We start from the raw sequence: 23,065 nt of genomic DNA on the forward strand, positions 1-23,065 counted from the left end.
AGGGCGGTCGCCGCCCGGGCGCCCCGTTCACCTGCGCACGGTCCGTGGTCCAGGCGGTTCCCGACCGTGAAAGACCAGACCAGGGGTTAACGCGAGTGGTGGTGTTCGTTGGGAATTGAAGTCGTGGTCGAAGGGCTGACGAAAGCCTTCGGCCCGCAGACCATTTGGCGGGATGTGACCCTCACCCTGCCGGCCGGGGAGGTCAGCGTCATGCTCGGCCCGTCCGGCACCGGCAAGACCGTCTTCCTGAAGTCGCTGATCGGCCTGCTCAAGCCCGAGACCGGCCGCGTCATGATCGACGGCGTCGACATGGTGAACGACCCCGACCGCAAGGTGTACGAGGCGCGCAAGCTGTTCGGCCTGATGTTCCAGGACGGCGCGCTGTTCGGGTCCCTGTCGCTCTTCGACAACATCGCCTTCCCGCTCCGCGAGCACACCCGCAAGAAGGAGAAGGAGATCCGCCGGATCGTCCTGGAGCGGATGGAGATGGTCGGGCTCGGGGGCCAGGAGCACAAGCTGCCCGGCCAGATCTCCGGCGGGATGCGCAAGCGCGCCGGCCTCGCCCGCGCGCTCGTCCTCGACCCGAAGATCATCCTGTGCGACGAGCCGGACTCGGGCCTGGACCCCGTCCGCACCGCCTACCTCTCCCAGCTCCTCATCGACGTCAACGCCCGCATCGACGCGACGATGCTGATCGTCACGCACAACATCGAGATCGCCGCGACCGTCCCCGACAACATCGGGATGCTGTTCCGCCGCGATCTGGTCGCGTTCGGCCCGCGCGAGGTGCTGCTCACCAGCGAGGAGCCGGTCGTCGCCCAGTTCCTGCACGGCAACCGGCACGGCCCGATCGGGATGTCGGAGGAGAAGGACGCCGCGACGCTCGCCGCCGAGGCCGCCGACGTGCGCAACCGCGTGCCTAAGCGCGGATTCGAGATTCCGCCGCAGCTGCGCCCGACGGAGGGCATGCCGCCCCGCGCGGCCGAGCGGCGGCACGCCGAACGCGTCGACGGGATGCTGCCGAAGCTCCCGTACGCCGCGCAGCAGGCCATCTGGGCCAACCGCAACCACCACGATGGGGGAGGCCGGGTCCATGGCGGCTCCTGAAGCCTCGGTACCGGGCGCGGGCGCGTTCCGGCAGGTCGGCAGGCTGTTCGCGCTCGCCGGCACCGTGCTGGCGATGACGTTCCGGCGGCCGTTCCAGGTGCGCGAGCTGATCCAGCAGTTCTGGTTCATCGCCTCCGTCGCGATCCTGCCGACCGCGCTCGTGTCGATCCCGTTCGGCGCGGTGATCGCCCTCCAGGTCGGCTCGCTCGCCAAGCAGCTCGGCGCGCAGTCGCTGACCGGCGGCGCGAGCGTGCTCGCGGTCGTGCAGCAGGCCAGCCCGCTGATCGTGGCCCTGCTGATCTCCGGCGCGGCCGGCTCGGCGATCTGCGCCGACCTCGGCTCGCGGACGATCCGCGAGGAGATGGACGCGATGGAGGTCATGGGCGTCTCGCCGATCCAGCGCCTCGTCGTCCCCCGCGTCCTCGCCTGCATGGCCGTCGCCGTCCTGCTGAACGGCCTGGTCTCGGTCGTCGGCGTCGCGGGCGGCTACTTCTTCAACGTGATGATGCAGGACGGCACGCCCGGCGCGTACCTGGCGTCGTTCTCGGCGCTCGCGCAGCTCCCCGACCTGTACGTCAGCGAGCTCAAGGCGCTGATCTTCGGCTTCATCGCCGGGGTCGTCGCCGCCTACCGGGGCCTGAACCCGAGCCCCGGCCCGAAGGGCGTCGGCGACGCGGTGAACCAGTCGGTGGTCATCACGTTCCTGCTGCTGTTCTTCGTCAACCTCGTGCTCACGGCGATCTACCTAGAGGTCGTCCCGCCGAAGGGGGCATGAGATGGCCATCCCCGGAGCGCGCAGGCTGCGTTTCGGCAAGCTGTTCTCCTGGCTGGACCAGCCGGGCGACCAGCTCGTCTTCTACATCAAGGCGCTGCTGTGGATCCCGCGGGCGATCCGCCGCTACATGCGCGAGTCGCTGCGGCTGCTGAGCGAGGTCGCGTTCGGCAGCGGCGCGCTCGCGGTGATCGGCGGGACGGTCGGCGTGATGTTCGGCCTCACCGTCTCCACCGGCGTGGTCGTCGGCCTCCAGGGGTACGCGGCGCTCGACCAGATCGGGTCGGCCGCGTTCACCGGGTTCGTGTCGGCGTACTTCAACACCCGCGAGATCGCGCCGCTGGTGTCGGGGCTCGCGCTGTCGGCGACGATCGGCGCGGGCTTCACCGCGCAGCTCGGCGCGATGCGCATCAACGAGGAGATCGACGCGCTCGAAGGGATGGGCATCCCGTCGCTGCCGTACCTGGTGACGACGCGGATCATCGCGGGCACCGTCGCGATCGTCCCGCTGTACGGGGTCGGGCTGCTCAGCTCCTACCTGGCGTCCAGACAGGTGACGCTCTGGATCAACGGGCAGTCGGGCGGCACCTACGACCACTACTTCAACATCTTCCTGTCTCCCGAGGACGTGGTGCTGTCGTTCGCCAAGGTGCTGATCTTCAGCGTCATGGTGATCCTGGCGCACTGCTACTACGGCTACCGCGCGGTCGGCGGCCCCGCCGGCGTGGGCGTGGCCGTCGGCCGCGCGGTCCGGACCGCGATCGTGCTGATCAGCGTGACCGACTTCTTCGTCAGCCTCGCGATCTGGGGCGCGACGACGACCGTGAAGGTGACGGGGTGACCGGCTGACATGGCGAAGCGCACCACGCGGCACGTGGCCGGGCAGCGGCTCGCGGGCGTCGCGTTCCTGCTGGTCCCCGCGCTGCTGATCTGGCTGTCGATCGCGATCTACGACAAGCAGTTCACCGACGCGACGACGGTGACGCTGCGCACCGGCACCGCCGGGCACGAGATGCACCCGCAGGCGGACGTGAAGGTCCGCGGCGTGGTGGTCGGCGAGGTCCGCTCGATCAAGGCGGACGGCTCGGGCGCGCGGCTCGAACTGGCGCTGAAGCCGTCGATGGCGAAGCTCGTCCCGGGGACGTGAGCGCGCAGCTCCTCCCGACGACGGTGTTCGGCGCGCGCTTCGTGTCGCTCGTCCCGCCGCAGGGCTCGGCGGGCAGGCCGATCAAGGCCGGCGACGTGATCTCCGAGGACCGCAGCCGGAACGCGGTCGAGCTGTCGGAGGTCCTCAACCACACCATGGACCTGCTCAACACGATCCAGCCGTCGAAGCTCTCGGCGACGCTCAACGCGATGTCCACGGCGCTGCGAGGACGCGGCGACCAGATCGGCCGCAACTTCGAGCAGCTCGACTCGTACCTGCGCAAGCTCAACCCCGAGGTCCCGGCGCTCGCCCGCAACTTCTCCGAGCTGGCCGAGTTCTCGCAGCACGCCAGCGACGCCGCGCCCGACCTGCTCCAGGCGCTCACCGACTTCACCGTCACGAGCCGTACGGTCGTCGAGCAGCGGCGGGGCCTCGCCGACCTGTACGCGTCGGTGTCGGCGTCGTCCGCAGACCTCACCGAGTTCCTGCGCGCCAACTCCGGCAACATCATCGAGCTGGCGAGCGCGAGCCGGGGCAGCCTCGAACTGATGCGCCGGTACGCCCCCGCCGCGCCCTGCACGTTCCGCACGCTCGCCGAATTCGTCCCGAAGATGGACCGCGTCCTCGGCAAGGGGACCGACCGGCACGGCGTCCACGGAACGGTCGTGTCGCTCCAGAGCAAGGGCCGCTACCGCCCGGGCAAGGACCGGCCGCGGTACGGCGCGGGCGGCGGGCCGCGCTGCCCGAGCGTCCCGTACATGGGCGCCGGGGGCGGGGCGCCGCGCGTGCTGCCCGCGGGCGGCGTGCCCGGCGACGGCGGCGGCGCGGGCAGCGGCCTCGGCCCCGCCAACTCGGCCTCGGAGAACGACATGGTCAACGAGCTCGTCGGGCCCGCGCTCGACGAGGTCCCGGAGTCGCTGCCCGACTGGTCCAGCGTCCTGGTCGGGCCGATCTACCGGGGCACGGAGGTGAAGGTCAAGTGAGGCTCACCGGTCAGGGCCTCAAGGGCCTCACCTTCCCGCTGGTCAGCTCGGTGGCGTTCATCGTCGTCACGGTGCTCGCCACCGGGCTGCTCGCGGCCAGCATCACCGACACCACCAGCGGCGACCGCGTCTCGTACTACGCGAAGTTCACCGACGTCGCGGGCTGCACCCGGGGCACGGCGTGCGGATCGCGGGCGTCAAGGTCGGCCAGGTCGAGAAGATCGAGGTGGTGGACCGGCGGCTCGCGCGGGTGAAGTTCTCGGTGGACCGCGACCGCGACGTCCCGACCTCCGCGACCGCCGCCGTCAAGTACCTCAACCTCGTCGGCGGGCGCTACATCGCGCTCGGCCAGGGCACCGGCGCGCCCGGCCAGGTGCTGCGCCGCGGCGGGACGATCCCGGTCGAGCACACCGCGGGGCCGCTCAACCTCACCCAGCTCTTCCAGGGCTTCCAGCCGCTGATGCAGGCGCTGTCGCCCGGCGACGCCAACCGGCTCTCCGAGTCGGTCGTCAAGGTGCTCCAGGGCGAGAGCGGGACGGTCGAGAGCCTGCTGCGGACGGTCGGGGAGCTGACCACCACGATCGCCGCCAAGGACCAGGTGATCGGGCAGGTCATCACCAACCTCAACACGGTCGTGCAGACGGTGAACGGGCGGGACCGCCAGCTCGTGGACCTGGTCACGACGCTGCGCCGGTTCACCTCCGGGCTGTCGGCCGACCGCAAGCCGATCGGGCAGGCGCTCGGGTCGATCGCGGACCTGACCACCGCGACCGCGGGCCTGCTCCAGGTGGCGCGCGACCCGCTGAAGGGCGACATCGTCCAGCTCGGCCGCCTCGCCGACAACCTCGACCGCGACAAGCCGCTGCTGGAGCGCTTCCTGCGGACGGCCCCGAAGAAGACCGCGACGTTCGGGCGGCTCGGCTCCTACGGGTCGTGGATGAACTTCTACCAGTGCGAGGTCAAGTTGATCGGCGTCACCTACGCCGGCTCGGACGTCGACGACCGTCCGCCGCCGACCGGCCTCCCGATCAAGGACGCGAGGTGCCGCGGATGACGACTCCCCCCGGCCCGCCTCCCGGTCCGCCGTCCGGACCCCCGTCCGGTCCGCCCTCCGGACCCCCGCCCGGCCAGCCGTCCGGACCCCCGTCCGGTCCGCCCTCCGGACCCCCGCCCGGCCAGCCGCCCGGACCCCATCCGGACCCCCGTCCGGCCAGCCGCCCGGCCGGGCTCCGGGGGCGCCGCTGCCGCGCGCGCTGCCGAAGCCGAAGAAGGGCCGGCCGCGGCTGAAGCCGCTGCGCGAGCGCAACCCGATCCCCGTGGCGATCATCGGCCTGGTGCTGCTGGTGGCGTTCGGGATGGTCGCCTACCGCGCCGACGAGCTGCCGGTCATCGGCGGCGGGACGACCTACAGCGCGTACTTCTCCGAGGCCGCCGGGCTGAAGGACGGCCAGGAGGTGCGCGTCGCCGGAGTGAAGGTCGGCAAGGTCACCGGCGTCTCGCTCAAGGGGGACAAGGTCAAGGTCACCTTCCGGGTGAAGGACACCTGGGTCGGGAACGCCACCCGCGCCACCATCATGATCAAGACGCTGCTCGGCTCGAAGTACCTGTCGCTCGACCCGCTCGGCGCGGAGAAGCAGGACCCGAAGGCGACGATCCCGCTCGACCGCACCGTCGCCCCGTACGACGTGACGACGGCGTTCGAGGACCTCGGGCGGACGTTCGACAGGCTCGACACGGCCAAGTTCGCCTCCAGCCTGGAGACGATCTCCAAGTCGTTCGAGAACACGCCCGCCAGCGTGCGCGTCGCGCTCGACGGGCTCTCGTCCCTCTCGCACACGATCGCGTCCCGCGACGCCGAGCTGGCGCAGCTCCTCGCCGGGACCAAGAAGCTCTCGGGCACCCTCGCCGCCCAGAACGAGCAGTTCGAGGTGCTGTTCAAGGACGGCAACCTGCTGCTCGCCGAGCTGCGCAGGCGCCGCGACGCGATCCACGACCTGCTCGTCGGCACGCGGCAGCTCGCCGTGCAGCTCTCCGGCCTGGTGGACGACAACCGCCGCACCCTCGCCCCGACGCTCCGTTCCCTGGACGAGGTCACCGACGTGCTCGAACGCAACCAGAAGAACCTGGACCGCGCCCTGAGGTCCGCCGCCCCGTACATCCGGGTCGTCGGCAACGCGATGGGCAACGGCCGCTGGGTGGACGGCTACCTGTGCGGGACCGTCCCGAAGGAGTACCTGGAGAACGGCCGCTGGAAGCCGCCCGCGAACGGCTGCGAGCCGCCGCACCTGACGGGAGGCCGGTGACATGGCCGCGTCCTCGCCGCAGACCACCCGCACCGTGAAGCTGCCGGGGCTGCTCAACCCCATCCGCGACCACCGCACGCGCGTGCTGGAGGCGCTGATCGCGGTCTTCCTGATCCTGGTCGCCGTCGCGCTGGTCCCCGTCCTGACGGGCTCGTCCGGACGGAAGGTCACGGCGTACTTCGCGACCGCGATCGGCGTCTACCCCGGTTCGGACGTCCGCGTGCTCGGCGTGAAGGTCGGGGCGATCGACTCGATCGAGCCGCTCGGCAACCAGGTGAAGGTCGTCATGCGGGTGGACGACTCGGTGGACGTCCCCGCCGCCGCCCGCGCGGTCGTCATCGCCCCGAACCTCGTCTCCGACCGCTACGTCCAGCTCGCCCCCGCGTACGGCGGCGGCCCGAAGATGGCGGAGAACGCCTCGATCGACGTCAGCCGCACGGCGACGCCGCTCGAACTGGACCAGCTCTACGACAGCGTCCGGCGCTTCTCCGGCGACCTCGGGCCGCAGGGGGTCAACTCCAAGGGCGCCCTGTCGGACGTCATCCGCGTCGGCGCCGCGAACCTCGGCGGCAACGGCAAGGCGCTCAACAACACGATCGCCGACCTCGGCAAGGCGTCGCAGACGCTCGCGAACTCCAGCGGCGACCTGTACGCGACGATCTCCAACCTCAACAAGTTCAGCGAGATGCTGAAGGAGAACGACGGGCAGATCCGCCTGGCCGAGAACCAGCTCGCGGAGGTCAGCTCGTTCCTCGCCGCCGACCGCGAGGAGCTCGGCGCGGCCCTCGCCAACCTCGCGCGGGCGCTCGCCGACGTGAAGGGCTTCGTCAGCGACAACCGCGCCGCCCTCAAGAAGAACGTCGACAAGCTCGCCGGCATCACCCAGGTGCTCGTCGACCAGCGCGGCTCGCTCGCCGAGATCCTCGACACCGCGCCGCTGCTCACCCAGAACGCGCTGAACGCCTACGACCCGGAGACCCGTTCGCTGATGACCCGGGGCAACCTGCTGGAGATCACCAAGGCGTTCGGGAGCACGAGCCAGCCCGGCGTGGACCCGTCCGCCGCCGACACCCGGCCCGTGTGCGCGGCTGCGGCGGGCGCGACGTCCGCGGCGCTGCGCGCCCAGTGCGAACGGCTCAGGACGTCCGGGCTGACGGCCGCGCCGCCGTCGGGCGTCCCCGGCGCCCCGGCGCTGCCGCTGCCGCCCGCCGGGCCCACCTACGCCGGAACGGGCAGCGAGGGAGGCCGCTGATGCGCGCGTTCAGGACGCCGGGACTCATCGCCGCGTGCTCGGCGGCGGCGGTCCTCGCCGCGGGCTGCTCGGTGTCGGTCGAGGAGATCCCGCTGCCGGGCGGCGCGAACCTCGGCTCGCACCCGTACACCGTCAAAGCGCAGTTCGAGGACGCGCTGAACCTCGTCCCGCAGGCCGCCGTCCGCGTCAACGACGTGCCGGTCGGCCGCGTGAAGAAGGTGTCGCTGCCGAAGGGCTCGTGGAACGCCGAGGTCACCCTGATCGTGAACGGCGACGTGCGGCTCCCGGCGAACGCGACCGCCAACCTGGAGCAGTCGAGCCTGCTGGGGGAGAAGTACATCAAGCTCGCCGCCCCCACCGCCGCCCCGTCCCCGCAGCCGCTCACCGACGGCGCGACGATCCCGCTGTCGCGCACGACGCGCAACGCCGACACCGAGGAGGTCTTCGGCGCCCTGTCGATGCTGCTGTCGGGCGGCGGGCTCCCGCAGATCCGCACGATCAACCGGGAGCTCAACAAGGCGCTGGGCGGACGAGAGGACAAGATCCGCTCGTCGCTGGAGAACCTCAACCGGCTGACCAGCACCCTCAACCGCAACCGGCAGTCGATCCTGGACGCGCTCGACGGGCTGAACCGGCTCTCGTCCACCGTCGCGACCCGCAAGGGCCAGGTCGCGACCGTCCTGGACGACCTGTCGCCCGGCCTGAAGGTGCTGGAGGACCAGCGCGGCGCGCTCGTCCGGATGCTGCGCAAGCTGGAGGAGCTGTCCGGCGTCGCCGTCAGGACGATCAACGCGAGCCGGGACGACACGGTCGCCAACCTCCGCGCCCTGTCGGTGATCCTCCGCAAGCTCGCCGACTCCGGCCGCGACCTGCCGAAGTCGCTGGAGGTGCTGCTCACCTACCCGTTCACCGACGAGGCGATGAAGGCCGTGAAGGGCGACTACCTGAACGGCTACCTCAGCGTCGTCGCCGCGTCCGGCAACGACTGCGTCATCCCGCCGGTGAAGGAGGAGGACCCGAAGAAGAACCTCGCGAAGGCGCGCGCGCTCGCCGCCGCCCCGCCCGCGGGCCCGCTCCCGACGCCCTGCCCGAACGTCCAGGGCGGCAAGGGGACGCCCACGCCCACCCCGCCCGCCACCCCGACGGCGCCGCAGCAACCGGTCGCGCCGCAGGGCCCGCCCGGCGGCGGCTCCACCGGAGGGCCCGCCCTTCCCCTGCCGACCCTCGGGGGCTGACATGCTGACCGTCGCAACCCGCCTCAGGATCGTCGCGTTCGTCGCGATCGCGGTCACGGTGATCGCCTACATCGGGATCAACTACGCCGACCTCGGCCGCTACATCGGGATGCGGGGCTACTACACCGTCCGGCTCGACCTCCCGACGACCGGCGGCCTGTTCGAGGGCTCCGCCGTCTCGTACCGGGGCATCACGGTCGGCAAGGTCGGCAAGCTGCACCTGACCAGGGACGGCGTGATCGCCGATCTCCAGATCAAGGACTCCGCGCCGAAGATCCCGCAGGACCTCCAGGCGGTCGTCGCGAACCGTTCCGCCGTGGGCGAGCAGTACGTGGACCTGCGGCCCCGCGCCGCGCTCGCCCCGTACCTCGCGCAGGGCAGCACCATCCCGCGCAGCGTGACCACCACGCCCGCTCCCGTGCACGAGACGCTGAAGAGCGTCAACGACCTCGCCGCGTCCCTCCCGCTGAACGACCTCAAGACGGTGATCGACGAGCTCGGCCTCGCGTTCGCCGGGCAGGGCCCGCACCTCCAGCAGCTCCTGGACACCAGCAGCAGGTTCATCGAGGCGTCCGACGCCGCGTTCCCCGACACCCGCGCGCTGATCCACAACGGCCAGGCGGTGCTGCGCACGCAGAACGAGGAGGCGGCGGCGTTCCGTTCGTTCGCGTCCAACTCAAGCCTGCTCGCCCGGCAGCTCCGCGACTCCGACACCGACCTCCGCAAGGTCATCGCGTCCGGCCCCGGCGCGGCGGCCGAGCTGTCCGGCCTCCTGAACGACCTCGACCCGAGCCTCAGCGTCCTGCTCGCCAACCTCCTCACGACGGCCCGCGTCGCCCAGCCCCGCCAGAGCGCGATCGAGGAACTGCTCGTCCGCCTGCCGCAGGTCGCGGGCGTCGGCTCCTCGATCGTGTCCAGCGGCAAGCTCCGGCTCGGGCTGGTCAACACGTTCTTCAACCCGCAGCCCTGCACCCGCGGGTACGGCGGGACGGAGTACCGCAACGGCAAGACCGACCTCGGGCCCGCGCCGTTCAACTCCAGCGCGCACTGCGCGGAGTCGCCGGCCAGCGGCATCAACGTCCGCGGCTCCGCCAACGCCCCGCGCAAGGGCGTCCCGCCCGCCGCGAGGCCCGGCTCGCTGAGCGGCGCGCAGGCCCGCAGCGTCTTCACCGCGTTCGGCCTGCCCGACCTGGTGACCCCGTCCGCGTCCACCGACCTGCGGACGCTCCTCGGCATCGGAGGCGGGCGATGACGAACGCCGCGGCGCTGCGCAAGGCCGTGTGGACGCCCAAGTGGGTCCGTCCCGCGGGCTACGTCGTCCTCGCCGCCGCGACCGTCTTCCTCTGCACGTCCCTCTGGTCGCTGATCCAGTCCGGACGGGGCGCGGACAACGACCTGGCCTCGGCCCGCGACGACCTGAGCCGTACGGCCGTCCGCCAGGTCACGATGCTCAACACCATCGACCCGAAACGCGCCGACCTGGACCTGGCGCACTGGCTGGAGGTCGCGACGGGCCCGTTCCACGACGCCCTCAAACGCGACATGCCGACGGCGCAGGCGAAGTTCGCGAAGCAGACGGCCCCGTCCCGGGGCCAGGTGACCGCCCTCGCGATCACGGAGTTCGACCGCGCCGGCGGCAACGCGACCGTCATCACCTCCGTCCGCGTCTTCACCGGCACGGGCGACCAGGCGTCCGAGCAGCGCAAGCGCTACCAGGTCGGGATGCAGCGGGTGAACGGCGCGTGGAAGGTCGCGACCCTCAACTCGCTGTCGCCCGCGGGCCCGCCCGCCGGAGGGAGCCGGCCGTGAGCGTCACCGAACAGGAACCCGACACGGCCAAGCGCCGCGTACCGCGCAAGAGGAAGCCCACCCAGCACCCGCTTGTACCGGCACTTAAGCGGGTCGCTGGGTCGGGGTGGCCGGTGGCCCTCGCCCTGGCGATCTGCCTGACCGGCCTGGCCGTGAGCGGCTGGGCCGACAGGCGGAGCGAGGGTTCACCGGCTGCCAACCGCGCCCTGGTGGACAAGGCGGCTACCGCCGAGGCCGTCACCGAGGTGTCCAACGGTGTCGCCCGCATCTTCACGTACGTCCACACCGACCCGGCCGCGACGGAACGGGCGGCCAAGGAGATCCTCACCGGCCGCGCCGCGAGCCAGTACCGGTCCCTGTTCGGCCAGGTGCGGCAGCAGGCGCCGGTCATGAAGCTCTCCCTCACCACGAAGGTCGCGAAGGCGGGCCTCATCAAGCTCAAGCGCGACGGAACGGCCGTCCTGCTGGTCTTCCTGGACCAGTCGGCGACGCGCGACGGCAAGCCCACAGGAGCGCCCGTCGCGGCGCAGCTCATCGTCACGGCCCGCGACGACCACGGCTGGCGCATCAGCGACCTCCGGGCCGCCTGAACGACAAGGGGTGGAACTCAGGTGACCAGAACCAAGATCGACAAAGAGCCCGAGGCCGAGACCGTGGAGCCCGAGGCCCGGGACCCCGAGCCGGCCCCCGAGCCCGAGGCCCGGCCGCCCGAGCGGCCGGAAGCCGAGGCGCCCGCGCCCGCCGAAGCGAGCGAGGCCGCGGCACCGGAGCCCCCGGAGCATTCCGAGGCCCAGGAACCCGGGTCCGAGGTATCAGCACCGGAGTCCTCGAAGGAGCCGCGTCCCCAAGCATCGGAGTCCTCTGAGGCCGAGAGTTCGGAGGAACACGAAACCGGAGCAACGCCTGGAGCGGCCGAAGAGACGGCGTCCGACGCTCCGGACGAGCCCGCGTCGCGCCGCCTCCTCAAGGACCCCTTGGTCAGGGTCGCGCTGGCGATCACGCTGATCGCCGCGCTCGCCGCCGCGTGGTTCGGCTGGTCGTACAACTCGGCCTCCGACGACGGCTCGCTCACGTACGCGGCCGAACGGGACAGGGCCCTGGCCGCCGCGGACCAGGCGATCGTCAACCTCAACACCCTCGACTACCGCAACCTCGACGCGGGCCTGAAGGTGTGGCAGGACTCGGCGACGGCCCAGCTCTACGACGAGATCGTCAAGGGCCGCGACCGCCTCCGCCAGGACGTGGAGAAGGGCAAGACGACGAGCACCGCCAAGGTTCTCGAATCCGGTCTCACCGAACTCGACGTCCACGCGGGAAAGGCGGCCGTCGTGGCAGCCGTCCGCATCACCATCACGGGCGCCGACGGAAAGCCCGCCAACAACACCCGCCGCTTCGCCGGCCAGCTCACCAAGACGTCGTCGGGCTGGAAGCTGTCGGCCCTCGGCCAGGCCCCCACCGGAACGTCCTGACCGGAAGGAGCAGCGCATGGCAGCGATCAGCACCATCAAACGCGGAGTCCCGGGCACCGGCCGCAGCCGCCTCGTCGCCCTCCTCGGCGCGGCGACGATAGCCCTCGGCGGATTCGCAGCCTGGTCGGCGGACCGCGCGAGCACGTTGACCGGCGCGCCCTCCGCCGAGAACGACGCGCTCAGCGACAACGGCCGCACCAGCGAGGTCAAAGGGCAGATCACCACGGCCGTGAACACGGCGTTCTCGTACAACTACGCCGACGTGGCGAAAACCGAGAAGGCCGCGCAAGAGGTGCTCACCGGAAAGGCCGTCCAGCAGTACAACCAGCTTTTCTCCCTCGTCCGCCGGCAGGCCCCCCAGCAGAAGCAGGTCCTCACCACCACGGTCACCGAGTCGGCGGTCAAGTCCCTGAAATCGGACCGCGCCCGCCTCCTGGTCTTCGCCGACCAGCGCAACACCCGCACCGACAAGAACCAGACGAGCTACTCCGCCGCCGTCTTCGCGGTGAACGCCGTGAGCGTCAACGGCAAATGGAAGATCGACAACATCGACACCCTCACCGGCTGAGGCAGATGAAATGCGAAAGGCCGTCCGCGACGCCCTTACCGCCGCCTCCCCTGCCGGCGCGGTCGCCATGGCCACCGCCCCGGCACTCAACGTCACCTGGACTTTCCTCCCGGGGGTCGGATCAGTGCCAGGAACGTTGAATTCTCGTCTTCGCGGTCACGGTCAGCAGTGCCGCGGCCACGTGTACGAGGGCGTCCGCGAACTCCACCGCCAAGACGGGCTCAGGGGTGTCCGGCGACGGCCTTTCCAGTCGTTCGGCTCCCGCAAAGGCACTGGTGATTGCAATGGAGAACGCGCCGTGTTCGGCCGTGCTTTGCGCGGCCGGCGGCGGTGGCGCCGGGACGTCCTCCAATGCCGTCATACTGCTGGTCGCGGGCCGATCGGAGTCGGCGTCATTGTTCGCCGGATTGTAAGGCGATGATAATACGGGCATGATCGAAAACTAACTCGGTGACAATCCTCCGAAGTGCTTGCGCAGCAGTTTGAAAAAGTGTCGATTGGCCCTTGAGGAACTTGTTACCGACACGTATCTTCCTGGTAGGCAGCTAGGCGGGACAGGGTGGTCTTGTGGCTGGATCCGGCGGAACTCTCCGATTCCAGCGATGTCCTGCCGATCCTCTCAGTCGAAGCGGAGTCGCCCCTGTGTAAAACGCGGTCAGTGTCCCTACCAGTCGAGAACTCCACCCCATGAAGGGAAGAAAGACTGACATGCGCAAGCTCATGCGGAACACCCTCACCGCCGGCGCGGCCATGGCCGCCGTCGTCGGGATCACGGCCCTTCCCGCCCACGCCGACGTGACGTGGTCGGTGAGCGGCGGCACGAGCATCACCGGCACCAACGTCGGCACGCTGACCGCCAAGGACGTGACGACCGGCGCCGCCGTCACCTGCACCCAGGCGACCGCGACGGGGACCGCTCTCAACGGCACCGGGCTGCCCGGCAACGGCCTCGCCACGCTGACCGGCGCCACGTTCGCGACTCCGGGCAACCCGAACAACTGGTGCTCGGGCCCCGCGGGCATCGTCATCAGGATCACCGCGGACAACCTCCCCAACTGGAAGTTCAACGCGGTGACCCCGACGGCCACCGGTGCCACCGGCACGCTCACCGGCGTCAAGGCGACGATCCACGGCAGCGACGAGTGCGACGCGACGATCACGGGCCCGGGCGGCGGCGCCGGCACGATCAACGGCAGCTACACCAACTCCAGCGGCGAGCTCGCGGTCAGCGGCGGCAACCTCGAGGTCGCGACCGCCGACGACGACTGCGACCCGACCCTCATCAACGCGACCGACAAGGTCACGCTGAACGGCAAGTACAAGATCAACCCGATCCTCACCATCACCAGCCCCTGACGAGGGGGCCTGGCCCCACTGAGTGCGCCCCCGCCGTCCGGTGGGGGCGCACCGCCGATCCGGAGAAGGACTCTGAATGCGCTGGACGCCCCGAAGCGCGGCCTGCACCGCCGGGATCACCGCCGTACTCTGCGCGGCCGGGCTCGCCGCGGGAACGCGGCCGGCGATCGCGGACATCGGAGTCGGGCTGTCGTACCAGTGCGTCACCGAGTCGGGGACCTACGGGGTCAAGGCGCGGCTGAGCGGCCGGACACCGGTCCGGGCCAAGGTCGGGGAACCGATCCGCCTCGGCAAGGTCGACATCAGCGTGACCGTTCCGGGCGCCTTGATGCGAGAGCTCAAGGGTGAGAAGCCGGGCGGGAACTCCACGACTCCAGCGGCTCCGGTCGCGGCAGGGGCCCCGGAGGGCATCACCGGCTCCGCGGCGCTCTCCGTGGACGTGGCCCAGAACGGCAGGAGGGCCGCCGCCGGATGGCCCGGCTTCTCGCTCAATGCGAGCGAGACGGATGGTGCCGACCGTGAAGTGGTCCTCACCGGTGGAGCCATCGCTTCACCCTTGACGGTCTACTCGCCGGGGAAGGTCACGTGGAGGGCGGGTTCGCTGACGCTGCTGCTGGCTCCTGGAGCCGGGCCGGGTTCTCCCCAGCCGGTGAAGTGCGGTTCCAGCCGAAAGCAGGAGCTGGCCTCTGTCCCGGTGGTCTCGGCCGCGGCGGACCGTCCAGCGAGCCCGAACGGCGCCACCGTCGCTCCGCGCCAAGCGGCGCCCGGCGCCGCCGCGCCGGAGTGCCGGGAGATCCGGGAGCCGGGGGTCAACCCCGAGGAGGACTTCAACCAGCACCCGAGGCTCCAGGAGGTCTACAAGACCCCGCCGCTGCCCGCCGGGAACTTCGAGACGATCACGTCCGCCCGGAGCCTGGCCTACTGCATCAGGGCCTCCGGCTTCGCGAACGTCAAAAAGCTCGGCGGCGCGACCCCCATCGGCGCCGAAACACTGCTCAGGCGGGCGGTCAAGACGGTCCGCGCCGTGCCCGCCGGCTCCGTCAACTACAACCAGCAGCAGGGGTACTTCGACACGCAGGCGATGCCCGCGACGACGACGATGCTGGGCTTCGGCTTCATGCCCACGACCGCGACCGCGGAAGTGGCGCAGGTCCGGCCGCCCGGGACCGATCCGGCGGGCAAGCCGTACCTGACGACCGGGAACCTCCGCTCCGACCTCGCCGTGCAGAACAACCTGCCGAGCCCGCGGGACGACGAGACCTGGGGGCGGTCGTACGTGGCGATGCGCGCGACCAAGGCACTGGTCAACGGGACCGCCCTTCCGCTCGGCGCCTCCTGTGGGACGGCGCCGACGCCGCTTGAGATCAACTCTTTCACCGGGAACATCGAGACGGGCAGGCTCCGGCTCGAACAGGGGAGCACGTTCACCGGGAAGGTGACGATTCCCGACTTCACCGGATGCGGTGTCGGGGAGGACCTGAGCCCTCTGCTCACCGCGACGATTTCGGGACCGGGAAACGCGCTCCAGCTGGAGACCGGGCAGTGGTGCAGGAAGACGGCGACGTCCAACTGCGACACCGAACGGGAACCGAAGACGATAACGGTGTCGCCGGGCGGAAAGGTCACGCTGGCCTCTAAGGATTTCATCGTGCCGGGCGGCACGGGGGACACCGCTCTCAAGTGTGACGACTGGCGGATGTCGTTCGAGTTGAAGTCGGGTAAGTGGAAGCCGCGCTTCCGGATGGCGAAGATCACCAATATGAAGTTCAGCGGCTGTGCGCTCCGGAACGGATCCGACGAGATCCCGCTGACGGTCACGCAGGACACGCCGGTCTGGTTGATGCTCGTCATCAATGATGACGGCACCTTCGCGATGCGTTTCGAGGGCGTCCTGCTCAATGCCACCGGCAGGATCGAGGGGCAGCCGTGCCGCCTCCGCTTCGGCGGTTTCGCCTCTGATGACACCGGGGAGCGGGTCGATATTCCCACCAATGCGTCCGGTGATTACGGCAAGGAAAATTCCGAGATCTCCAACCTGGTCACCACGTTCGGCCTGTCGCCGAAAACGCAGTGCTCCGCCCCGATCCCGGGTTTCGATCTTTTCAACATCTATCTCGGGACGAGCGGGAACCTCAAGTTCAATCCCCCGCAGAAGATTACTTCGCCGTGACCTGGCCCCAAATGAAAGGATCGCGATCGTGAAGTCCTCCCCCTCCGCTCGACGCCTTACCCGTCTGGCCATCCCTCTCGCCGGAATCGCCGCGGCGACCGCGCTCACGGCGGGCACGGCGGCGCAGGCGTCCGCGCCCGCCGCGCCGGCGCGGGCGGCCGTGGCCGCCGATCCGATCCCGACGTTCGACTTCGCCGACTGCCCGGTGCTGCCCGCGAAGTACGTCAAGCTCGGCTCGACCTGCTTCAACGCGGTCGTCACCAGCGGCAGGTTCGCCCTCGGGAAGTTCGACCAGAGCATCACGTCCCCGATCAGGATGACGTTCGCGACCGCTCTGGACCCGGAGACGCAGCTCTACACGCCGATCTTCGGCAAGATGCGCGCCGACAAGATGCTGGTACGGCCGGGCATCTTCGGCGACCCGATCCTGTCGGCGGTCTACGCCAAGCCCGAGTACGCGGGCGTCTTCGACCAGCCCGTGAGCCCCGACTACAAGCTCAAGCTCGGCCTGAAGATCCGGCTGACCAACCCGTTCCTCGGCGGCACCTGCCTGATCGGCGACGACAGCAACCCGATCACGCTGAACCTGACGACGGGCACCACCAGCCCGCCCGCGGGGACCGCGCCGATCACGGGCGTGCCGGCGAAGATCGTCGTCAAGGCCCCGCCCCTGATCGTCCGCTCGGCGACGCATGTCGACAACACGTTCTCGGTGCCCGGTGCGAAGGGCTGCGCCCTGAACATCGGCCTCGTCAACGCCATCGTCAACAACCAGGCCGGAGTCCCGTCGGCCGCGGGCAAGAGCTCGATGGTGTTCAACGAGTACATCGGAGCCAAGTCCTACACCGCGCTGCCGTAAGGCCGACCAGACCGGGCCGTGCCCATGAGTCACCACCCCCCGTGGGCACGGCCCGCCCTCCCACCCTCGTCCGCCGGACGGCGGCGGTGGCGGGTCCGCCATGACGGCGACCGGACCCGCGCCCGCCCCGCCGGGGAGCGCGGCGGCCGGAGCCCGCGAGTGACACGTCGTGGCCGCGCCCTCTGCCCGGCCGCCCTGAGCCCGAAGCGGCCCGCCCGGCGCGCGGGCGACTGAGCCGCTCGGGCCCGTCCGGGCGGACGGATCGTGCACCGCACCAGCCGTCGAACGACACCACCAGCAGCAACGCGCCATCTCCGATTCCAGCGCCAAAGGGCGGGTCTTCCGCTCCTTGCCCGTGCCGCAAGGCAAACGCACGAGTAACGGCTGTCGCGCAGGAGGGGATCGGAATGCTGCGCGGAATCGTCCGCCTTCCGTCGGCCGTCGCCGCAGGCGTACTCGTGATCGGTTTCTGAGCGCAGGCCCCGCGCTCACCATCACCCTTCCTTAGGAGAGGCCCTCGGGCCTCGTTCCGTAGAGGAGACCGTCATGCGTAGAACCTTCGGAAGAGCGGCCCTGCCGGTGGCGTGCGCCGCCGCGCTCGTCGCCGGGACGCCCGCGATGGCGTCCGCCAAGCCGTCCACGGTGACGCCGATCGGGCCGGTGACCTTCACGAACACCGTGAACGTGCTGTTCCAGAACATCACCACCGGCTCGGTCGTCACGTGCTCGTCGTCCGTCCTGAGCGGGGCGACGCAGGTTCCGCCGGCGCCGCCGTTCAGGGTCAACACCGCGACCTTCGAGTCCCCGGCCAACCCGCTCTCGGCCTGTAGCCACCCGTCGATGATCATCGTCGACATCACGTCCAACGGGCTGCCGTGGAGCTTCAACGCCGCGTCCTACGCGTCGGGCGTGACCACCGGGACGCTCGGCGGCGTGCGCTTCACCTTCCAGGACAGCAGCGGGTGCGACGCGACCATCGGCGGTCCGGGCGCCACGCCGGGGGCCGTCGGCGCGACGTACACCAACGTGACCGGGCGGCTGAAGTACACCACCGCGTCCGCCAACCTCGTCGTGAAGACCGCCGACGCCGACTGCGACCCGGACATCATCAACGTCGGCGACTCGATCCGGCTGTCCGGTGAGTACCAGGCCAGCCCGAAGATCTCCATCACCCTCCCGTAGCGCACGTCCACGAAGGGAGCCCTTCCATGCGACGAAGAACCCGCGCCCTGGCCGTGACCGCCGCCGTGGCCGCCGCCGTCGGGCTGGGGCCGCGCCCGCCCTCGCCGCGCCCGGCATCACGCCGGTCGGGAACGTGACGCTCACCGCGCCGTCGTTCATCGTGAAGAACCTCACCACGGGCGCGGTCGCCTCCTGCGGCACGTCCGTGATGACCGGGAACGTGCCGGGCTTCCAGCCGCCGAACCTCAAGATCAACACCTCGTCGTACGGCCTCTGCAACGGCCCGGCGGGCATCAACGTGCAGCTCACCGCAGGCGGGCTGCCGTGGAACTACACCGTGGCGTCGTTCAACGGGGCGGTCGCGACCGGCTCGCTCACCGGGATCAAGCTCTACACGCACGGCTCCGACGGATGCGACACGACCATCGCCGGCCCCGGCGGGGCGGGCGGCACGGTCGTCGGGGCGCTCACCAATGCCAGCGGCGTCCTCGCCCTGAGCGGCGGAAACCTGCGGATCGCCTCCGCAGGCTTCGACTGTGACCCCGAGCTGTACCAGACGGGCGACGTGATGGAGGTGATCGCCTCGTACGGATCCAGCCCGAAGCTCAAGTACAGCAACATCTGAGCGTCCGCCCGTGGGGGCCCGGGCAGGCCGTGCGTCCGGCTCGCCCGGCACCCCGCCGGTTCGAGGTGATCAAGATGGGGAACGAGGGGACAGGTAGGACGTCCGGGGGTGCCGTGGCAGGCGGGTGCGGGGGATGACTCCGCCGATCGGCTCGTACGCCTTCCTCTCCGACTGCCGGACGGCCGCGCTGACCGGCCCGGACGGCGCGGTCGAGTGGATGTGCGCCCCCCGGTTCGACGCGGCGTCGGTGTTCAACCGCGTCCTGGACCGCGAGGCCGGGGGCGCGTGGGAGCTGGACGTCGAGGGCGCGGGCCCGCCCGAACGCGCGTACGCGGGCACGACGCTGATCCTGGAGAGCCGCTGGCGCACGGAGACGGCCACGGTCGCCGTCACCGACTTCCTCGCCGTGACCGGGACGGGCGGCGAGGACGACCGGGGCATCGTGCCGACCGGCGCCCTCGTACGGCTCGTCCGCTGCGAGGAGGGCGAGGCGCGGGTCCGCGGCCGGGTGCGGGCCCGTCCCGACCACGCGCGGCGTCCACCCCGCTGGGAGGAACGTGACGAGGGCCTTCTCGAAGCGGAGGCGGGCCTCGCGCTGAGCGGGACGCCGCGCTGGCGGATCGGGGACGACGGCGACGCCGCGTTCGACATGACCCTGCGGGCCGGGCAGAGCGCCGCGTTCGTCCTCGGGTACGCCGGGCGGTGGTTCGCGCCGGACGAGGCCGGACGGCTGCTGGACGAGACGGCGCGCGCCTGGACGGACTGGACGGGCGACGACGCGTACGACGGTTACGGAGCCGAGCACGTACGGTTCAGCGCGGTCGTGCTGCGCGGGCTGATGCACAGCGAGAGCGGCGCGCTGATCGCCGCGCCGACCGCCTCGCTGCCGGAATGGCCCGGCGGCGAGCGCAACTGGGACTACCGCTACCCCTGGCACCGCGACGCCGCGCTGGTCGTCCTGGTGCTGATGCGGCTCGGGCACCGGCGGGAGGCGGGCCGGTTCCTGCGCTTCCTGCTCGGCAACTGCTCGCTGGACGGCGACCACCTCAAGCCCATGCTCACCCTGGACGGCGGAACGCACGTCGCCGAGGAGACCCTCGACCACCTGGCGGGCTACGCGGGCTCGCGGCCGGTGCGGATCGGCAACAAGGCGTTCGAGCAGTTCCAGATCGACGTGTACGGGCAGGTCCTCGACGCCGCGTTCGTCTACGAGCAGGCCGCCGGCGGCCTGACCGGGGACCAGCTCGCCAAGCTGTTCAAGATCGTCTCGGCGCTGGCACGGGTGTGGCGGCGGCCGGACGACGGCATCTGGGAGGTCCGCGACAGCCGCCGCCGCTGGACGAGCTCGGCCCTGTACGCCTGGGTCTGCCTGGACCGCGGAATCCGCCTCGCCGACCTGACGGCGGGCACGGACGGTCCGCCGCGCGGAGCGCAGTCGGACGGTCCGTCCGGCGGACCGGCGCGCAAAGAACCGTCGGACGGGCGGCCGCCGGTGGACGAGTGGCGGCGGGTGCGCGACGAGGTGCACGAAGAACTGCTCCGCTGCGGGTACGACGAAGAGGTCGGGGCGTTCGTCCAGTCGTACGGGGCGAAGAACCTGGACGCCTCGCTGCTGCGGCTCCCCGTGCTGAACGTGCTGCCGGGCAAGGACCCGCGCGTGCTGTCCACCCTCGACCGCATCGCGGAGCGGCTCGGTACGGACGGCCCTCTCATCCGCCGTTACGACCCTGAGGAGACGAACGACGGGCTCGGCGGCCCTGAAGGCGCGTTCCTGCTGTGTTCGTTCGACATGGTGTCGGCACTCCTGCTCGGAGGCCGGAAAGAGGAGGCGAAGCGCCGTTTCGACGCGTTGTGCGCTCTCGGCGACCCGTTGGGGCTGTTCGCGGAGGAGATGGGGCCCGGAAACATGATGCTGGGCAACTTCCCCCAGGCGTTCACGCATCTCGCCCTGATCGAGGCCGCGATGAACCTCGACGTCGCCGACCAGGCGGACGCCCTGCACGCCTGGGCCGAACGCCGCAGAACCCGCCCTGAGTAACCCCCCCGGCGAGGCGCGTGCGGGACGCGGCACGACGCCTCGCGGGGGTGCGGTCAGCGGTCGGTCTTGCGGGCGTACAGGCGCATCGTCAGCGGCCCGAACGCGACGATGAGGACGGTCGAGGTCGCCAGCACGAGTCCGATGTCGCCGGACGAGGCCGTGCCGTGCAGGAGGCCGCGCGCCGCCGTCGTCGCGTGCGAGATGGGGTTGACGTTGACGAACGCCTCCATCCACCCCGGCATGCTGCCCTCCGGGACGAACACGTTGCTGGCGAAGACCAGCGGGAACACCACGATCATGCTGGTGGACGAGACCGTCTCCGGCCGGGCCGCGACCACCCCGAGCGCCGTGAAGATCCAGCTCACCGCGAACGCGAAGTACAGCAGGACCGGCAGGACCAGCAGCACTCCGGCGGGGCCGTCCGGCCGGAAGCCGAGCGCCAGGCCGAGCAGGAACGTGACCGTCAGCGCGATCACGTAGCGGACGAGGTCGCCGAGGACGTTCCCGACGATCGTGGCCGGCTGCCAGAAAGGCAGCGTGCGGAACCGGTCGTGCACGCCTTTGGTGATGTCGGTGTTGAGGGCCGTCCCCGTGTAGACCGACATCATCACCACGGTCTGCACCAGGATTCCCGGAACGAACAGCTGAAGGTATTCCCGCGTCGAGCCGCTGATCGCCCCGCCGAAGAGATAGGTGAACACCAGCAGGAAGATGAACGGGAAAAGCACCATGTCGACGAGTTGCTGCGGGAAATGCTTGAAGGCCAGCATCGCGCGCCAGAAATGCGTGACCGACGCCGAGAGGGCGTTCGGGGGCTGCGGCCGCGAACGGGCCGCCAGGACCCGGCCGAGCGCCGCGGGCGCGGACCGCGGGGCGAGCGCATCCGGCGGAGCGGGCGCGGGCGGCGAGACGTGCGCGTCCGACGGGACCGGCGCGTCTGACGGCACAGGCGCGTCGGGTGGGACGGGTGCGTCCGGCGGGACGGGTGCGTCGGGCGTGGTCACGCGACATCCTCCTCGTTCGTGCCGGGCATGGCGTCGGGTGCGGCGTCGGGTTCGGGGCGGCGGCCGGTCAGGGCGAGGAAGACCTCGTCCAGGCTGGGGCGGCTCAGCGCGAAGTCGGTGACGGCGAGGCCGGCGCGGGACAGCTCGGCGAGTGCGCGCGCGATCCGGTCCAGGTCGGAGACCTGCGCGGACAGCGCCACCGGGTCCGGTTCCAGCCGTACCGGGACCCGGAGCTCCCGCTCGATCAGCCGCCCGGCCTCCTCGCGCCGCGCGGGGTCGAGGACCCGCACGGTCAGCGCGCCGTTCCCGACCGACGCCTTCAGCTCCCCGGGCGTGCCCTCCGCGATCACCCTGCCCCGGTCGATGACCGTGACGCGGTCGGCGAGCCGGTCGGCCTCGTCGAGGTACTGCGTGGTCAGCAGGACGGTCGTGCCCGCCGCGACGAGGGCGCGCACGACGTTCCAGACCTCGCTGCGGCTGCGCGGGTCGAGCCCGGCGGTCGGCTCGTCCAGGAACAGCAGGTCGGGGGAGACCACGATCCCCGCGGCGATGTCCAGCCGGCGCCTCATGCCGCCGGAGTAGCCCTTGACCAGGCGGTTCGCGGCCTCGTCCAGCTCGAACGCCGCCAGCAGCTCGGCGGCGCGCGCGCGTGCGTCCTTCCACGGGCGGCCGAGCAGGCGGCCGACCATGACGAGGTTCTCCAGGCCGGTGAGGTGCTCGTCCACCGAGGCGGACTGGCCGGTGAGGGCGATCCGCCTGCGCACCTCCGCGCGTTCGCGGCCGACGTCGTGGCCGAACACCCGGGCGGAGCCCGCGTCGGGGCGGAGCAGCGTGGCGAGCATGCGGACGGTGGTGGTCTTCCCGGCGCCGTTCGGGCCGAGGAACCCGTGCACGATGCCGGCCGGAACGGTGAGGTCGATCCCGTCCACGGCGCGGACGTCACCGAAGACCTTCACCAGTCCGTCCGTTTCGATGGCGGTGGTGGATGAATGCACGACAGAGCTCCCGAAAGTGTGAGCAGGTGCGAATGATCGTGCCGGCGGCGCTCCGCGGACGCCCGGAGCCCGACCTGCGGCGAACGCAAAAGTACATCATTTCCCCGCCATTGGCCAATAAAAACTTCTTTCGCTTGGATCGTTGACAGAATTCAATTAATGCTGTCATAGCTTGAAAACGCAGGTCACTC

General features: G+C 70.8%; 23 protein-coding genes. 21 read left to right on the plus strand and 2 right to left on the minus strand.

Annotated elements, in window-relative coordinates; all coding sequences use genetic code 11:
* Window positions 1-108: 108 nt before the first annotated feature.
* The 21 genes from GEV43_RS22130 (at window position 109) to GEV43_RS22215 (ending at window position 20,875) form a co-directional block, all read left to right on the plus strand.
* Entirely contained in the window at window positions 109-1,107 is a 999-nt protein-coding gene (locus GEV43_RS22130) for an ABC transporter ATP-binding protein (RefSeq protein ID WP_160822306.1), read from the plus strand.
* Window positions 1,094-1,882: an ABC transporter permease gene (locus GEV43_RS22135; RefSeq protein ID WP_175250111.1), complete on the plus strand. Its 789-nt coding sequence runs from the start codon at window positions 1,094-1,096 to the stop codon at window positions 1,880-1,882. The genes GEV43_RS22130 and GEV43_RS22135 overlap by 14 nt, the downstream gene beginning before the upstream one ends.
* 1 nt (window position 1,883) lies before the next feature.
* A complete protein-coding gene (locus tag GEV43_RS22140; protein WP_160822308.1) occupies window positions 1,884-2,720 on the plus strand; it encodes an ABC transporter permease in 837 nt (278 codons plus the stop codon).
* A gap of 9 nt (window positions 2,721-2,729) precedes the next feature.
* Complete coding sequence (locus tag GEV43_RS50765) at window positions 2,730-3,026, plus strand: MlaD family protein (RefSeq protein ID WP_241683002.1); 297 nt, start codon at window positions 2,730-2,732, stop codon at window positions 3,024-3,026.
* A complete protein-coding gene (locus GEV43_RS22145) occupies window positions 3,023-4,009 on the plus strand; it encodes an MCE family protein (RefSeq protein ID WP_309239768.1) in 987 nt (328 codons plus the stop codon). Before GEV43_RS50765 ends, GEV43_RS22145 begins: the two co-directional genes overlap by 4 nt.
* On the plus strand, window positions 4,006-4,263 hold the full coding sequence (locus GEV43_RS50770) for a hypothetical protein (protein ID WP_241683003.1): 258 nt from the start codon (window positions 4,006-4,008) through the stop codon (window positions 4,261-4,263). Before GEV43_RS22145 ends, GEV43_RS50770 begins: the two co-directional genes overlap by 4 nt.
* On the plus strand, window positions 4,191-5,063 hold the full coding sequence (locus GEV43_RS22150; RefSeq protein WP_309239769.1) for an MCE family protein: 873 nt from the start codon (window positions 4,191-4,193) through the stop codon (window positions 5,061-5,063). The genes GEV43_RS50770 and GEV43_RS22150 overlap by 73 nt, the downstream gene beginning before the upstream one ends.
* Before the next feature lie 262 nt (window positions 5,064-5,325).
* Complete coding sequence (locus GEV43_RS22155) at window positions 5,326-6,312, plus strand: MCE family protein (protein WP_309239770.1); 987 nt, start codon at window positions 5,326-5,328, stop codon at window positions 6,310-6,312.
* A 1-nt stretch (window position 6,313) separates the two neighbouring features.
* A complete protein-coding gene (locus GEV43_RS22160) occupies window positions 6,314-7,564 on the plus strand; it encodes an MCE family protein (protein ID WP_160822309.1) in 1,251 nt (416 codons plus the stop codon).
* Window positions 7,564-8,799 carry an MCE family protein gene (locus GEV43_RS22165; RefSeq protein ID WP_160822310.1) on the plus strand — a complete coding sequence of 412 codons (1,236 nt, stop codon included), beginning with the start codon at window positions 7,564-7,566 and terminating at the stop codon, window positions 8,797-8,799. The genes GEV43_RS22160 and GEV43_RS22165 overlap by 1 nt, the downstream gene beginning before the upstream one ends.
* 1 nt (window position 8,800) lies before the next feature.
* Complete coding sequence (locus tag GEV43_RS22170) at window positions 8,801-10,051, plus strand: MCE family protein (protein WP_160822311.1); 1,251 nt, start codon at window positions 8,801-8,803, stop codon at window positions 10,049-10,051.
* Window positions 10,048-10,608 carry a hypothetical protein gene (locus GEV43_RS22175; RefSeq protein WP_160822312.1) on the plus strand — a complete coding sequence of 187 codons (561 nt, stop codon included), beginning with the start codon at window positions 10,048-10,050 and terminating at the stop codon, window positions 10,606-10,608. The genes GEV43_RS22170 and GEV43_RS22175 overlap by 4 nt, the downstream gene beginning before the upstream one ends.
* A 113-nt stretch (window positions 10,609-10,721) precedes the next feature.
* On the plus strand, window positions 10,722-11,198 hold the full coding sequence (locus GEV43_RS22180; protein WP_160822313.1) for a hypothetical protein: 477 nt from the start codon (window positions 10,722-10,724) through the stop codon (window positions 11,196-11,198).
* 21 nt (window positions 11,199-11,219) lie between these two features.
* Window positions 11,220-12,077: a hypothetical protein gene (locus tag GEV43_RS47285; RefSeq protein WP_175250112.1), complete on the plus strand. Its 858-nt coding sequence runs from the start codon at window positions 11,220-11,222 to the stop codon at window positions 12,075-12,077.
* Window positions 12,078-12,093: 16 nt separating this feature from the next.
* On the plus strand, window positions 12,094-12,645 hold the full coding sequence (locus GEV43_RS22185) for a hypothetical protein (protein WP_175250113.1): 552 nt from the start codon (window positions 12,094-12,096) through the stop codon (window positions 12,643-12,645).
* Window positions 12,646-13,353: 708 nt separating this feature from the next.
* Window positions 13,354-14,001: a hypothetical protein gene (locus tag GEV43_RS22190; RefSeq protein WP_160822314.1), complete on the plus strand. Its 648-nt coding sequence runs from the start codon at window positions 13,354-13,356 to the stop codon at window positions 13,999-14,001.
* Between the two features lie 307 nt (window positions 14,002-14,308).
* Window positions 14,309-16,171, plus strand: coding sequence for a hypothetical protein (locus GEV43_RS22195; protein ID WP_160822315.1), 1,863 nt, complete (start codon window positions 14,309-14,311; stop codon window positions 16,169-16,171).
* 28 nt (window positions 16,172-16,199) lie between these two features.
* Complete coding sequence (locus GEV43_RS22200) at window positions 16,200-17,030, plus strand: hypothetical protein (protein ID WP_160822316.1); 831 nt, start codon at window positions 16,200-16,202, stop codon at window positions 17,028-17,030.
* A gap of 546 nt (window positions 17,031-17,576) precedes the next feature.
* The gene (locus tag GEV43_RS22205) at window positions 17,577-18,212 is read left to right on the plus strand and encodes a hypothetical protein (RefSeq protein WP_160822317.1); all 636 of its coding nucleotides are present in this window, start codon (window positions 17,577-17,579) and stop codon (window positions 18,210-18,212) included.
* Window positions 18,213-18,345: 133 nt separating this feature from the next.
* Complete coding sequence (locus GEV43_RS22210; protein WP_160822318.1) at window positions 18,346-18,837, plus strand: hypothetical protein; 492 nt, start codon at window positions 18,346-18,348, stop codon at window positions 18,835-18,837.
* A 133-nt stretch (window positions 18,838-18,970) separates the two neighbouring features.
* The gene (locus GEV43_RS22215) at window positions 18,971-20,875 is read left to right on the plus strand and encodes a glycoside hydrolase family 15 protein (RefSeq protein WP_160822319.1); all 1,905 of its coding nucleotides are present in this window, start codon (window positions 18,971-18,973) and stop codon (window positions 20,873-20,875) included.
* Window positions 20,876-20,928: 53 nt separating this feature from the next.
* On the opposite strand, the gene GEV43_RS22220 is transcribed toward GEV43_RS22215, so the two are convergent.
* Both GEV43_RS22220 and GEV43_RS22225 read right to left on the minus strand, forming a co-directional pair.
* Window positions 20,929-21,879, minus strand: coding sequence for an ABC transporter permease (locus tag GEV43_RS22220; protein ID WP_309239771.1), 951 nt, complete (start codon window positions 21,877-21,879; stop codon window positions 20,929-20,931).
* Window positions 21,876-22,874, minus strand: a complete 999-nt coding sequence (locus GEV43_RS22225; protein ID WP_160822320.1) for an ATP-binding cassette domain-containing protein — start codon at window positions 22,872-22,874, stop codon at window positions 21,876-21,878. The genes GEV43_RS22220 and GEV43_RS22225 overlap by 4 nt, the downstream gene beginning before the upstream one ends.
* Window positions 22,875-23,065: the final 191 nt, after the last annotated feature.

The organism is Actinomadura sp. J1-007, assembly GCF_009793335.1.
GTDB lineage: Bacteria > Actinomycetota > Actinomycetes > Streptosporangiales > Streptosporangiaceae > Spirillospora > Spirillospora yumaensis.